The sequence below is a fragment of the Pseudomonas taetrolens genome, assembly GCF_900475285.1.
In the GTDB taxonomy this organism is placed as follows: Bacteria; Pseudomonadota; Gammaproteobacteria; order Pseudomonadales; family Pseudomonadaceae; genus Aquipseudomonas; species Aquipseudomonas taetrolens.
The window spans coordinates 1,535,661-1,549,418 of the sequence record NZ_LS483370.1; the positions used below are offsets into that span (position 1 = coordinate 1,535,661).

Annotated in this window: 10 protein-coding genes; 2 read left to right on the top strand and 8 right to left on the bottom strand. The window is 59.6% G+C overall.

The annotated features are described in order from the left end of the window. Positions 1–3 precede the first annotated feature (3 nt). From DQN55_RS07400 to DQN55_RS07415, 4 genes are all read right to left on the bottom strand, one after another. Entirely contained in the window at positions 4–987 is a 984-nt protein-coding gene (locus DQN55_RS07400) for a TRAP transporter substrate-binding protein (RefSeq protein ID WP_048382468.1), read from the bottom strand. Positions 988–1,056: 69 nt separating this feature from the next. Continuing rightward, positions 1,057–1,944, bottom strand: a complete 888-nt coding sequence (locus DQN55_RS07405; RefSeq protein ID WP_048382469.1) for a glucurono-1,5-lactonase — start codon at positions 1,942–1,944, stop codon at positions 1,057–1,059. Positions 1,945–1,991: 47 nt separating this feature from the next. Then, positions 1,992–2,819: an NAD-dependent epimerase/dehydratase family protein gene (locus DQN55_RS07410; protein ID WP_048382470.1), complete on the bottom strand. Its 828-nt coding sequence runs from the start codon at positions 2,817–2,819 to the stop codon at positions 1,992–1,994. 315 nt (positions 2,820–3,134) lie between these two features. Then, complete coding sequence (locus DQN55_RS07415) at positions 3,135–4,388, bottom strand: OprD family porin (protein WP_048382471.1); 1,254 nt, start codon at positions 4,386–4,388, stop codon at positions 3,135–3,137. 520 nt (positions 4,389–4,908) lie between these two features. Between DQN55_RS07415 and DQN55_RS07420 the strand changes: the two genes are divergently transcribed. Further along, positions 4,909–5,658: a FadR/GntR family transcriptional regulator gene (locus tag DQN55_RS07420; RefSeq protein ID WP_074703001.1), complete on the top strand. Its 750-nt coding sequence runs from the start codon at positions 4,909–4,911 to the stop codon at positions 5,656–5,658. 108 nt (positions 5,659–5,766) lie between these two features. Continuing rightward, a complete protein-coding gene (locus DQN55_RS07425; protein ID WP_048382473.1) occupies positions 5,767–6,849 on the top strand; it encodes an AI-2E family transporter in 1,083 nt (360 codons plus the stop codon). On the opposite strand, the gene DQN55_RS07430 is transcribed toward DQN55_RS07425, so the two are convergent. From DQN55_RS07430 to DQN55_RS07445, 4 genes are all read right to left on the bottom strand, one after another. After that, entirely contained in the window at positions 6,846–8,963 is a 2,118-nt protein-coding gene (locus DQN55_RS07430; protein WP_048382474.1) for a TonB-dependent receptor family protein, read from the bottom strand. The genes DQN55_RS07425 and DQN55_RS07430 overlap by 4 nt on opposite strands. Before the next feature lie 135 nt (positions 8,964–9,098). Then, positions 9,099–10,121, bottom strand: a complete 1,023-nt coding sequence (locus tag DQN55_RS07435) for a fimbrial protein (protein WP_048382475.1) — start codon at positions 10,119–10,121, stop codon at positions 9,099–9,101. Beyond that, positions 10,118–12,805 carry a fimbria/pilus outer membrane usher protein gene (locus tag DQN55_RS07440; protein WP_053070935.1) on the bottom strand — a complete coding sequence of 896 codons (2,688 nt, stop codon included), beginning with the start codon at positions 12,803–12,805 and terminating at the stop codon, positions 10,118–10,120. The genes DQN55_RS07435 and DQN55_RS07440 overlap by 4 nt, the downstream gene beginning before the upstream one ends. Before the next feature lie 86 nt (positions 12,806–12,891). Next, complete coding sequence (locus DQN55_RS07445) at positions 12,892–13,668, bottom strand: fimbrial biogenesis chaperone (protein ID WP_048382476.1); 777 nt, start codon at positions 13,666–13,668, stop codon at positions 12,892–12,894. Between the last annotated feature and the right edge of the window lie 90 nt (positions 13,669–13,758).

Sequence of the window (13,758 nt, forward strand, 5' to 3'; positions counted from 1 at the left end):
GGCTTATTGAACGGCTTCGATGCGAGAGATCAGGTCTTTGTAGTTCGCACCGTATTTGTCACGAACGGGCTGAGTCGCATCGTAGAAGGCTTTTTTCTGTTCCGCAGTGAGGGTGATGAACTCCACGCCGGCAGCCTTGAGTTTGGATTCACTCTCGGCCGATTTCTTGTCCCACAGCACGCGTTCTTCCATCTGCGCCTCACGGGCCAGCTTTTGCACCAGCGCCTGTTGCTCAGGGCTGAGCTTGGCCCAGGTGGTTTTGGCGATCACGATCGGTTCCGGGAGGATCAGGTGATCGGTCCAGGTGAAGTATTTGGCGTTCTGGTAATGGTTGTGTTCAAGGAACGTAGGCGGGTTGTTTTCCGCGCCGTCGATCACACCGGTTTGCAAGGCACTGAAGATCTCTCCGGTGGCCATCGCAATACCGTTGCCGCCCATGTCATTGATGGTGTCGATAAACACCGGATTGCCCTGGACGCGGATTTTCATGCCCTTGAGGTCGGCCAGTGTGCGGACCGGCTCTTTGGTGTACAGGTTGCGGGTACCGCCATCCATCCAGGCCAATGCGACCATGTTGAAATCGGAATTGGTGATTTTATCCAGCATCTCCTGGCCGATTTCGCCGTCGATGATTTTGCGCATGTGGGCCTGATCACGGAACACGAACGGCAGGTTGAATGCATTGGTTTCCGGTACGACGGGGCCGAGGATACCGAGGCTGACCCGGGTCATTTGCACTGCGCCGGACTGCACCTGTTCAACCACTTCCTTCTCGGAGCCCAGCACGCCGCCGGCAAACATCTTGAAGCTGATGTCACCGTTACTTTGTGACTCAAGCTTCTTGCCCATTTCCTGTTCGGCGAGCACGGGCGGGTAACCGGTCGGGTGAACTTCGGCAAACTTGATTTTGATTTCGGCCTGGGCGACGCCGCTGAGGCAGAAAGCCAGCGGCAGGGCAGCGATGAGCAATTTGCGTTTGAAATTCATGTGAAACTCCAAATTTTGTTGTTTTTATAAAAGTTGTCGGATCCGCATTACCGGGAAAGCAGTCAGTCTTCAGTGTTTGAATTCGGGCTCTGGCAACCCCTTGATACCGGGATTGAGGGCAAATACACCGCCTGCCAGCGGCTGATCGCTGATGTCGCCTGCAGGACGGATCGAGGTGACAAACAGGGTGTCCAGGTGCGCGCCGCCAAAGGCACACATCGCAGGCTTTTTCACCGGAACGTGCAATGAGCGGTCGAGCTTGCCTTCGGGGGTGAAGCGATGAATCTGGCCCGCGTCATTGCCGCAGATCCAGTAACAGCCCTCGGCGTCGACCGCGGCGCCGTCAGGCCGGCCGGCATAGTGATTCATGTCCACCAACAGACGGCGGTTGTGGGGGGTGCCGCTGTCGATGTCGTAGTCGAATGCCCAGATTTTCTGCACGTCTGGATGCGAGTCGGAGAGGTACATGAGGGTGCCGTCGGGACTGAAGGCCAGCCCGTTAGGGACAATCAACCCCTCAAGCTGAGGGGTGAGCGGGGCGCCTTGTCCGGCTGCGTAGCGGTACAGGGCGCCTGCCGGTGCGCCTGCGGCCATGTCCATCACCATGGTCCCGGCCCAGAAACGGCCCTGTCGATCACAACGGCCATCGTTGAAACGCATGTTCGGTTGGGCGTGGGTGACCGGGCTCAACAGGCTGGCATCGAGTCGGCCATCGCTGTGCAATTGCAGGTTGAACAGGCCGCTTTCCATGCCGGCGATCCAGCTGCCATCACCGCTTTGAGCAATGCACGCGAGCATTTGTGGGGCATCCCAGCTTTGGTGGCGGCCATCGGCGAGGGTCCAGCGGTGCAGACGGCCGGCAGGAATGTCCACCCAGTACAACGCCTGTTGCGCAGTGTTCCAGACCGGGCTTTCGCCGGTCGCATTGCGTGCATCGATAATCAGTTCAGCGGTCATGGCAGCTCGATCTCTGTCGGTTTTATTATTCGGGAGCTGAACGCGGTTTATTCGTCCCCGAACGGCCCGGCTGCGACGAAGGCACCGCCTTGATACACCATGCTTGGGTCATTGGCGGCCGGCATCGGCTGGGCTTCAACCTTGTCGCGGAACACTTCAGAGCTGTCCTTGGGTTCAAACCCCAGGTGCGCAGCAAAGCGGTTGTCCCACCACACGTTGGCATTGTTCGAGGCGCCATAGACCACGGTGTGGCCGACATCCGGCGCGTACAGCGCACGTTCGAGCAACTGGGTGAGGTCATCAAAGCTCAGCCAGGTGCTCATCATTCGGCGGTTTTGCGGCTCGGGGAAGGACGAGCCGATACGGATGCTCACGGTTTCGATGCCATAGCGGTCGAAGTAGAACGTGGCCATATCTTCGCCGTAGGACTTGGACAGACCGTAGTAGCTGTCGGGACGACGCTGCACATGGGCGTCGAGGGTTTCGTCCTGCTTATAAAAGCCGATCACATGGTTGGAGCTGGCGAAGATCACACGTTTGACGCCGTGACGGCGTGCCGCTTCATAAATGTGGAAGATGCCGCTGATATTCGGGCCGAGGATTTCTTCGAACGGGCGCTCTACCGAAACCCCACCAAAGTGCAGAATCGCATCGACACCCTCGACCAGCCGGTGAACCGCCTGTTTATCGGCGAGGTCGCAGATCTGGACTTCTTCACGGGCATCGGCAGCAGGTGCCATGGGGGCGATGTCTGAGAGACGCAGAACCTTGGCATAAGGCTTCAGGCTGTTGCGGAGCACCTTCCCCAAGCCACCGGCAGCACCGGTGAGGAGAAGGCGATTGAAGGGGGTTTGGACAGTACGAGTGGTTGTCATCAAAAATCCCTGCATTTCTTATTAATGTCATCTGTTGTCGTATGACTTGGGTCGGATTATTCACAGTCAATGCAGTGGTTGTCAATGCGCAGTGAGGCGAAAAATGCGCGGGATGAAGTCAATTTGCCATCTGTCCGGGACAGCGCCCGTCATCAGCAGCAGGGTGGGGAGTGAGGAGAGGTCGCGCCGGGCTGAAAAGCCGACGTAAGGACCGACACAAAGCTTGGATATGGTGCAACGGCCAGGGATGTCCGCTAGCCATTGACCCGTAGAAAGCGGCCGCGTTCCTGCGGCCGCTGAGGGTGAGGAGGGGGGTTACAGCAGGGACAGCGGATAGCTGATGAAAATACGGTTTTCATCGAATTCGTTGCTGCTGTAGTCACGACGGATGGTTGAGTTGCGCCAGCGCACGTTGAGGTTCTTGAAGGTGCCGCTTTGCACGGTGTAGGCCAGTTCCGACTCGCGGCCCCATTCTTTGCCGTCGGTGATCGTGCCGGTGTGCACGTTATCACCGCTGATATAGCGGTTCATCATGACCAGGCCCGGAACCCCGAGTACGGCGAAGTCCAGGTCGTGGCGCAGTTGCCAGGACCTTTCCTTGGCATTGTCATAGCTGGAGTTGTAGCTGTCGTTGGCCAATGTGCCGCCACTGGTGCCGTTGACGCGGAACCAGCCATCATCGCCGCCCACTTTTTGCAGGCCGACATACAGGGTGTTGCCTTTATACCGGGCGGAGAGGAGGGCGTAAGCGGTTTTGTTGTCCAGGTCGCCTGCCAGTTTGCTGCCGTCTTCCTTGCCCTGGAAATAGCCAAGGTTTGCGCCCAGGGTCACGTCGCCAAACGGTTGGCTGTGCAAGACATTGAGGAATTGCTGCTGGTAGATATCTTCCAGCTCGGCGTACCACAGGCCGACCTGAGTGCGTTTCTCGTTGAAGCTGTACTCACCACCGCCAAAGTTGAAACGGTCGGAGGTGAAGGCCCCTTTACCGTTGAGCGACATGTCTTCCATGCTCGCATCGTTTCGCGGGCTGTTGCCGCGGAACTGACCGCCGTACAGGGTCAGGCCGTCGAACTCCTTGGAGGTGATCTGGCCACCGCGGAAGGTTTGAGGCAGTGAGCGACCATCATCGGAGCGCAGGATCGGCAGCACCGGCATCCATTCGCCGATTTTCAGTTCCGTGTTGGATATTCTTGCCTTGCCAGCGACAGCCAGGCGCCCGAAGTCATCGGCCGGGCGGCCGTCGTCATGGATTGGCAGTAATTGGGTTCCACCGGTTCCTTTACCGCCATCCAGTTTCAGCGAGTACAGGCCCAGTACATCCACGCCAAAGCCGACGGTGCCCTGGGTAAAGCCGGACTTGACGTCGAGGATGAAGCTTTGGGTCCACTCTTCGGCTTTGCCCTGAGGATATGCCGGGTTGGTGAAGTTGCGGTTGATGTAGGCATTACGCAGATTCAATGTGGCTTTGGTGTCATCAATAAAGCCTTCAGCCATGCCTGCTAGCGGCAAGGCCATAGCCATGCTCCCCAGCCCCATCAGAATCAACGGTCGAGTATTTTTGTGTTTCATTATTGTTTTGCTCCCTTTTTGACAGATATGTCCTCCTCGGCCTGTATTGCGACCCGTTATGCGGAGGCGATATGGAGTGCCCATATGGGCGATGACTCAAGCCGCGAATGCGAGCGAGTCTTTTGCGTGTGGACTAACCCCCAGCAAAATCGGGAGGGATCGTACAGGTTGAGGGACGGACTCGAAAGAAAGATTCACTGCCTGACGCATGAGGGCAGCGGGCATGTGGGGTGCATGCGGCAGGACGGAGTACGCAGAGGAGCGTTGGCATACGGAAATTCCTTGCTCATTATTGTTGTTTTTGTTATCCGTTGTCGTACAACTTTGCCCGATTATTTACAGCTGCAATCGCTTTGTCAATCCAGTGCCTGTTAATCAATTCCGAGGCCCCGGGCTAAAGCCTTGGTCGGTATTAACCGGGGCTGATGTCGTCTGCAGTCTGTGATCGTACAACCGCCTTAAGCTATGATACAGGCCTGTGCCACCCCGTAATCCCTTGAATCCGAGATAAATGTTCACCATGGAAAACCAGATCGACGTCCCGCGCCTTCCTCGCAAACGCCGCAGCCTTGCGCAAGAGTTGGTGACGGTATTGTCCGAGCAGATCCGCGATGGCTTGCTCAAGCGAGGCGATAAATTGCCCACCGAGTCTGCGATCATGGCGGCCCATGGCGTCAGCCGCACGGTGGTGCGTGAAGCGATTTCCCGGCTGCAGGCGGCAGGGCAGGTCGAGACCCGGCACGGCATCGGTACTTTCGTGCTGGACACGCCAAGCCCCAGCGGCTTTCGCATCGACCCGGCCACCGTGGTGACGTTGCGCGATGTGCTGGCGATTCTGGAGCTGCGCATCAGCCTTGAAGTCGAGTCGGCCGGGCTGGCCGCGCAACGGCGCAGCGCCGAACAACTGGCGGGCATGCGGGCGGCGCTGGATGCCTTGAACGACAGCACTGCCCGTGAGGGCGATGCGGTGGCCTCGGATTTTCAGTTTCACCTGCAGATCGCGCTGTCGACCGGTAACCGCTACTTCACGGACATCATGACCCACCTGGGCACCAGCATCATTCCGCGTACCCGGCTCAATTCGGCGCGCCTGGCCCACGATGACCAACAGCACTACATGACGCGCCTGAACCGCGAGCATGAAGAAATCTACGAAGCCATTGCCCGTCAGGATGCCGACGCTGCACGCGCGGCCATGCGCCTGCACCTGACCAACAGCCGTGAGCGCCTGCGCCATGCCCATGAAGAGGCGCAAGCGCAACGCGGTTGAAGTCTCGCGGTAAGGAGAGGCCGAACCGAAAGAAGGCATCCTCTTGGGCATTTGCTGGCTAAACTGCGGCTAGCCCAAATTGCGGCGCTTTACTGACATGGACGGCCTATGAACGAGACAAGTCTTCAACGTAAAACCCTGCTCTTGTTGCTGGCCTTGGTCACCATCGCATTTATCTGGATCATGCTGCCGTTTTACGGCGCGATTTTCTGGGCTGTGGCGTTGGGCATTCTGTTCGCGCCCTTGCAGCGCAAATTCCTGCTCAAGCTCAAAGGCCGCCGAAACCTGGCGACGTTCGCGACGCTGTGCGTATGCACGGTGATTGCAATCTTGCCGGTGATCATCACCACGGGACTGCTCGTGCAAGAGGTGGCCACACTTTATAAAGACGTGGAGAGCGGCAAGATCAACGTCGCCAGTTACGTCATGAAGTTCAAGGATATCCTGCCACCCACCATCCAGGATTGGCTTGACCGCCTGGGGATGGGCAATATCGCGGGCTTGAGCGAGAAGGTTTCCAAGGGCGCGCTGGAAGGCAGCCAGTTTTTTGCCACGCAGGTGTTCAGCTTCGGTCAGAGTACCTTTGAATTGGTGGTGAGCTTTTTCATCATGCTTTACCTGTTGTATTTCTTTATTCGCGATGGCCAGCAATTGGTCCGCGCCGTCCGCAATGCAGTCCCGCTGGCCGAGCAACAAAAACGCTTGTTGCAGCTCAAGTTGCGGCGCGTGGTGAGGGCCTCGGTCAAGGGCAACCTGGCGGTGGCCATTACCCAGGGGACGCTGGGGGGGCTGATCTTCTGGTACCTGGGCATTCAAAGCACGCTGTTCTGGGCAGTGCTGATGATGTTCCTGTCGTTGTTGCCGGCGGTTGGCGCAGGCATTGTCTGGGGGCCGGTGGCGGTCTACTTCCTGATCTCGGGCATGGTCTGGGAAGGCGTGGTGCTGGCGCTGTACGGCGTGTTCGTGATCGGTATGGTGGATAACGTGCTGCGTCCGATCATGGTCGGCAAAGACACCCAGATGCCGGACTTTCTGATTTTGATCTCAACCCTGGGCGGCATGGCGATCTTTGGCCTCAACGGTTTTGTGATCGGGCCGTTGATTGCTGCGCTGTTCTTGGCCAGTTGGGGCCTGTTCGGCGGCACACGTCGCCGAGTGCGTCTGCCTGCCGATAGCAACACCGGGCATTAACGAAAACTGTACGACACCCCGACGTAGGCGCCCATGCCTTCGCCCGGGGTGGAGCGTGCTGCGTCCAGGCCTTTGTCGTCGTAGCCTGGAGTGACCGTGGCAGCGTAGCGTTCGCCCGTCAGGTTGCGCAGGTCAAGCCAGGTTTGCCAGTCCTGCTTGGGTGAGGCGTAGCCCAGGGTCGCACCCAACAGCCTGTACGACGAAGCGTAATACGAGTTGGCGTAATCCACCGCCATGCGTGAGGCTACTTGGGTGTTAAGGCCCGCATAGAAGCCTTGCGGATGGTCGTAACGGACTTCTGCCTGGTAGTAATGCTGAGGAATGCCCGGCAGGCGGTTGTCACCGAAGCGTTCATCATCGCGGTAGCGGAAGTCGCTGAAGGTGTAGGCCTGGCGCAGCGACACCTTGCCTGCGGCCCGACCTTCCCAGAGCAGGCTGCTCAACCCGGCTTCGACCCCTTGGTGCACCGTAGGGCTGGCGTTGGCTTCGCCGACAATGGCCACTTGATCCGCGGTGGCAGCCTGGGTTTCGACACTGAGCAATTCATGGCGGATTGCCGAGTAGTACCAGGCCAGGTCCCATTGTCCGATCCAGGATTCGCCACGGGTGCCCAGCTCGAGGGTGGTCGCGGTTTGATTGTGCAACGCCACCGGTGTGCTTTGCTGACCGGTGGCCGGGCCGCTGCCCGACGGGAAGCGCGTCGGCGACCCCCAGATCATCGACCATGGGTGCGGCGGCTCGACCGAGCGGCTGAGGTTGCCGTACACCTGCAGGTGCGGGTTGAATTCATAGCGCAGGCCGACCCGTGGCGCGTAATCCCAATCGTGCTGGCTGACCTTGCCACCGCTGTCCGGGTAGCTCACGTCACTTTCGCGTCGGGTGTAGATCAACGCCATGCCGGTGGTCAGCCAGAGGTCGGGGATCAGTTCCAGGTCATTGCTGGCCTGCAACACCGTATCCGAACCCTGATAGCTGAAATCGCGGATTTTGCTGCCCGGTGCATAGCCTGCGGTGTTACCCCGGGGCAGACGTACGTATTCCGATGCGCCGCTGTTGGGCAGGTGCTTGGTCGAACGCAGGCCCAGCGTGGTTTTGCTTTCCAGGCCGAACAGGGTGTCGCGCCGCTTGTAGTTGAGGGTGCCGCTGACATCGGTGTAGGCGACTTTTAACCGGTTCGGGCCTTCGTGCAGGTCCATCGGGTAGTCGTGATACACCAGCCCGACTTCGAGCTGCGAGTCATCGTCCAGGTACATCGTGGTTTTGTTGCCCAGCCAGGTACTGCCGGGTTGAGGGCGGGTGTAGTCGCCCGTCACGTACACCGGATTGGCTGAGCGCGGGTGGTGTTTGATCTGGTCTTTGGTAACCCGGCCTGCCAGTTGGTTGTCGGTTTCGCGGTAGCGCATATAAAAACGGGTTTCCAGCTGGGGGCTGAAGCGATAACCGACGTTGGCCACGAAGCCTTTGCTGCTGCCGCGGGTATGGTCCTGATAGCCATCGGTGTCGGAATCCGTCAGTGCCACGTAATAGTCGAGATCGCCCAGTACCTGCCCGGAGCTGATCTGGCGCTTCTGGTAACCATAACTGCCGGCTTCGTAACGCACTTGCAACGCCGGGGCGTCGTACCCGGTGTGGGTTACGTAATTGATCGAACCGCCGAGGGCCAGCGAGCCGCGCTCAAAACCATTGGCACCGCGCAGCACCTCGGCGCGGCTCAGCCACAGGGGTTCGAACAGCTCGTAGGGGGTTCCGCCGGGGCCGGTCAGCGGCAAACCGTCGAACAGCACATACAGCCCGGAACCGTGAGCGCTGGGTGCCCGGTTAAGGCCCGAGCCGCGCACTGAAACCTTGGCCCCGTCGTTGCCCGCCGACTGCGCGTAAATCCCCGGCTGATAGGCCAGCACATCGGTGTTGCTGGCAGTCCGCCCGTTTTCGACCCGGTTCAAGTCAATCAGGTTGCTGGCCCCCGGCACCTCATCCAGCGCGGCGCGGGCCATGTCCAGCTCACTGCTCTGCTCAGTGCGCACCTGAACCTCCCCCAACTCCAGCGGGCCGGCATAGGCCGGGGCAGTGCAGACAAAAGCCAAAGGCAACAGTGAAGAAAGGGCGGGGCGCATTAACGTCAGTTCCGGGTCGAGAGGCAGGCGGCGCGCCAGCCTATACAAGCCCGGAATGCGCTGCAACTGCCGCAGAGCCCGGCCGTGGGCACGGTGCGCTGAAACAGTTGCAGCAAGACATGGTAGAAGAGCGGGTTACTTGTAGATCACGGTGAACTGGGCATTGGCGCCGGCGTCGCCAGGTACGATCTGCTGGCCGACCTGGAAATAACGTGCTGCCAAGGGGATCTTGTAGGTTGTTGCGCCACCGGTGTTGCCAACGTTCACATCCTGATTAAACGTAATGGGGGTATTGGTATTTTTGTCCAGTACCTGAATCCCAACACCGGAATTGGGGCGGGTCAGTGCCAACACATCGGGCTGGGTATCCGTGGTGCCGTCCAGGCGCAGATCGATTTGTATGTTTCGCGGGTCGCATCCAGTGAGCTCAAGTTCAAACGGCGCTTCGTCAGGGTAAGGGACACCCGGGCCAGGAAACTTTCGTTTGTCGACGGTGCCCAGATCGACGGGCCCGGGCACGGTGACCGAACACGCCGCAAGGCTGACTTGAGAGGATGTAAATGCATACTGCGACCCGCTCGATATCCTGGTTTGCCTGGCCGAGATAGCAAATGTGCCCGGGATAGTCAGTACACCACCGCTATCGATTTCGCCGGTCTTGATCAACTGAAAAGTAACCGGTCCAAAGGCGGGCCCGCACATCTGATAGGGATTTCTGTTACACCAGAGCGCCGATCGCCTCCTGAAGATACTGCCATCCTGCGTGAACGCCCGCTCAGTTATTACACTCAATCCAATACCGGGAATATTGGTAGGGCTCGTTGAGCCTATCTGGGGCAAGGGAAACCCGTTCACCGCCTCCCACAGCGTTGCGTCAGCCACACTCCCAGTCCCGCAGTTGAACGCGACGCCGATTGCGTTGATGGTCGAATCAGTAAACTCGTGCAGTACCGTGTTGACGGGTATGTCTTTAGCGAGCACGAGATCTGGAAAAGCCACGGTTATTCTTTGTGGCGGGACTGTCGTGCAGAGGGCATGGGAAATGGCCGAGTACCCGCTCAAAGCAAGGGACAGTACGCCGGTTAATACACACTTGTTCATCTTCATTATCCTGTCATGGTGCATGTGCGTTGGGGGCATGGAATGGATCACGGTCATGGCGTACAACGCCCCTCAATCACCTCTGAATACTTCTGATCCCTGGCCGGCGGTGCCAATGCATAGGTGATGCGGCATTGGCTGTCGGCGGCTTCGCCCCACTTGACCAGCAGGATGCCGCTGTCGGCGACGCCACGGACGAAGGCTTTACTGCCCTGACCGACTACCCCGATGGCCTGGCCGGCTTCGTCGAAGACCTGAGCGGCGAACGGCAGCGATTGGCCGTCCGGTTGCCTTGCCTTGAACACCACGGCGCGGCCGCTCACGGTTTCGTAGTGCAGCAGGCTGACGGCCCCCAGTGTTGGCGCAACGCTTTGCGTGGTTTCCAGGAGCTCGACATTGTGCGAAGTGCCCTTGGGGTCGATGCCGACGTTGTTGTTCTGAAAGGGCGTCAGGTAAGGCACGACACCGTAGCCATTGCCGTCGAGCGTTACACCGGACGCATTGGTGATGCCCGCGCCTTCGGCATCTGGTGCATGCACCAGGCCCACGGTGTCGCCGAGTTTCTGCGCCAGGGTGACGCCACTGCCGTGCAGGACGATGCCGCCGTCGGCACCGAACGAAAGCTGGCTGCTGTCGCCGTACTGGCTGTAGCCCGTGCGCAAGGTGGCCTTGCTGCCTCGGTAACCGCCATTCAGGTTGTAGTTGCTGCTGGCACGGCCATCGGCATTGCTGTGGGACGCCGAGGCGCCGTAAGTGATGTTGTGCTGTTCGCCCAGGCTGCCACTGATCCCGGTATTGAGGTTGCTGCCTTGGGTGTCGCCTGTGCTGTGTGAGTAGCTGGTGGTCATGTGCGGGGCATTCGACGCGCGTCCCAGCGGCATGCTCAGGGTCAGCATGAGGCGGTTGTCGATGCGGTCGCTGTTGTAGCCGGGACCGAAGAAAATATTGTCGCTTTGTTGCTGACGTTCCTGCTCAAGGCTCAAGGGCACTGACTGGATGCGTGAGCGTTGCAGCGAAAGGTTCCAGTTGACGTCTTTCCAGCGCGAGCCGTAGCCCACGGTCAGCGACGTCTGGCGCCCAAGGTTGCTGGCGTAGTAATCCACCGAACTGCCAAACAGGGTCAATGTGCCGTCACCGACCTTTTGATGGATGTTCAGGTCGAGGCGACTTTTTTGCCGGGCCAGTTGGCCGTTGGTCTGGTCGACGCCCGTGCGATCACGCAGGTTCATGGCGTCGTTCAGCGTCAGGTAGTTTCGGGTGGAAAAGCGATAGGCACCCAGCGCAAAGTTGGTGCCGGTTTCCGGGATGTTCTTGTTGTAGGCCATGCCGAAGCTCTGGCCTTGCAGGGTGCCCTGGCCCGGCAAACGCGTGCTGGAGTGGGTAGCGTCCAGCGAGATGGCCCCGATGGGCGTGGCAAATGCGGTCCCCAGTTTGGTCTGGGTGTAGCCGCTGCTCAGGGTGGTGCCGCCATACAGGCTGAGCGAATTGCTCAGGCCGTGCTGAAGGGTCGCCTGCAAAACCGTCGGCTGGCTGGCGGCGGTGCTGTATTGCTGCAACTGGCCCACGGCCAGGGCGTATTTTGTGGTGTCGGCGCGCAGCAATTCCGGCACCGCGGCATATGGCACGACATAGGTGTTCCGGCGACCGCCGGCTTCGGTCACGGTCACCGTCAGGTCACCGCCGTACCCGGTGGGGTACAGGTCATCAATGATGAACGGCCCGGGCGCCACCGTGGTTTCATAAATCTTGTAGCCGTTCTGGGTGATGCTCACCGTGGCGTTGCCTTCGGCGATCCCGCGAACCACCGGCGCATACCCTTGCTGCGATTGCGGCAGCATGCGGTCATCCGAAGCCAGACTGACACCGCGCAAGCGCACGCTGTCGAGAATACTGCCGCTGCTGAAGCTGTCGCCGATGGTCAGCTGCGATTTCCAGGCGGCAATGCTGCGTTGCATGTAGCTGGCGGTGTTCTGGTAGGACGAACGGCCTTGCAACGAACTCCAGCCCTGGGCGCCCTGGTGCCGAAAACGCCAGTCGCCCAGGTTGAAACCGCCGACCAGGCCCAGATACCCCTGGCGGCCGCCATCACCACGGGTGGCGGTCGAACTGCTGAAGTTATAGGCCAGTAGCCCGGCATCGATGCCGCTGTCCCACTCTTTAGGGTCGACATACCCGCGGGCCGACAGGTTCATGAAAATCTGCGGCACGCTCAACGCCAGCCGTTGTTCACCGGCATCGTATTCGGCACTGGCCCCCGGGATCCAGGTACCCAGATCGCCGCACAGCTGGCCGTCAGGGATCGGCGTACCGTCTGCGGTGTCAGCACCCGGAGTGCCGCGCGCCACCTTGTCCGGATCAACCCCGAGCTCGGCCAGCATGCTGCGGCTGAAGCACACGCTGGCACTGTCCTGGCCATCGACTGCACTGAACCTGACGTCGCGCCGGGCCATGCGGTTTTCATTGACCATGATGTCCAGCCGGTAGGTACCCGGCAAAATCACGTTGCCCTGATTGAAGCGCGAATAATCGACATCCGCCCGGCTGCGCCCGGCAAACATGCCGACGTCGAACGTCATGGCAGCCACATCGGGTGTGGCCGGTGCGGCGCTGACCCCGGGGCTTGCCAAGGCACCCGAAATCAGGCTGGCGATCATCAGGCTTAGCAGGTTCGGCTGCAGTCGCAGCACGGCAGCGTTGTGGCTGCGGTGCCGTGAGTAACGGATGGCTCTTGAGCGGATCATGGTTAGGCGTTCTTCAAAAAATACAACGGACGAAAGACAGCACCGACGCCTGTGGACAGGCGACTTTCCAGTGGCTGGAGACGGAATCAGTGGGTGGCAGGTTGCAGAGGCGCTTGCACCTGTACGGCGGTGCCATAGTCATTGAGGAACGAAAACGCGACATGGGCGCCGGCTGGCAGGTTGCCAACGGTGTCCTTCAGCGGGTAACGCTCGCGGCCGCCGGGAGCGACCATGGTGTAGTGCTCGCTTTTGTTGCGTTTGGCGTCCGGCGTGGCGCCCAACGCCAGAGCAACTTCCTGAAACGACACGTGATAAGCCGAGGGGTTATGGACTTCCAGTTCGCTGCCTTTGGCGGTCTTGTGCAACGACCAGCGCAACTGTGATCCGGCGTCCTGTGGGGTGCCGGCCAGGCCTTGCGGGCGGAAAAACACCTTGCTGCGGATACGGAAGCTGAAGCGCAACTGGTCTTCGCTGCTGGCCACAACCGGTGGGACTTCCAGCACGTTGAGCCAGAACACGGACTCTTTGTCGGTCGGCAGTGGCTCTTGGGTGTAGGACAGACGCAAGGCTTGGCTTTTGCCACCTTCAATGCGGAATACGGGCGGGGTGATAGTGAAGGGCACATCACTTTGTTCCGGTGTCAGTTTTTCATTGCCAGCGTCGAGCCACACCTGCACAAGACACGGGAGTTTCTTGTCTTCATTGCTCAACTGAACGGTGATTTCGCGCTCTTGAGCCGGGTAGACCTGGCGTGAGCCGCTGATGACGATCCCGGCCTGGGCCGGTGAGATGGATAACCACGTGGTGAGACACAAAGTGGCCACGGCGAAACAACGTGGCAGAACACGGGATGAATAGTGCATGTCAATTAAATCCAATTAGGCAATAAGCCTCCATTGAGTCCCGGTGCAAAACCGGGACTCAATGCCGTAACTTCATTCGCCGCAACAGGG

Bases quoted from the DNA above. Each gene is read 5' to 3' on its own strand.
- DQN55_RS07430 (WP_048382474.1), bottom strand. From the start codon at position 8,963: ATGCGCCCCGCCCTTTCTTCACTGTTGCCTTTGGCTTTTGTCTGCACT.
- DQN55_RS07420 (WP_074703001.1), top strand. From the start codon at position 4,909: ATGGAAAACCAGATCGACGTCCCGCGCCTTCCTCGCAAACGCCGCAGC.
- DQN55_RS07440 (WP_053070935.1), bottom strand. From the start codon at position 12,805: ATGATCCGCTCAAGAGCCATCCGTTACTCACGGCACCGCAGCCACAAC.
- DQN55_RS07410 (WP_048382470.1), bottom strand. From the start codon at position 2,819: ATGACAACCACTCGTACTGTCCAAACCCCCTTCAATCGCCTTCTCCTC.
- DQN55_RS07405 (WP_048382469.1), bottom strand. From the start codon at position 1,944: ATGACCGCTGAACTGATTATCGATGCACGCAATGCGACCGGCGAAAGC.
- DQN55_RS07400 (WP_048382468.1), bottom strand. From the start codon at position 987: ATGAATTTCAAACGCAAATTGCTCATCGCTGCCCTGCCGCTGGCTTTC.
- DQN55_RS07425 (WP_048382473.1), top strand. From the start codon at position 5,767: ATGAACGAGACAAGTCTTCAACGTAAAACCCTGCTCTTGTTGCTGGCC.
- DQN55_RS07435 (WP_048382475.1), bottom strand. From the start codon at position 10,121: ATGACCGTGATCCATTCCATGCCCCCAACGCACATGCACCATGACAGG.
- DQN55_RS07415 (WP_048382471.1), bottom strand. From the start codon at position 4,388: ATGAAACACAAAAATACTCGACCGTTGATTCTGATGGGGCTGGGGAGC.
- DQN55_RS07445 (WP_048382476.1), bottom strand. From the start codon at position 13,668: ATGCACTATTCATCCCGTGTTCTGCCACGTTGTTTCGCCGTGGCCACT.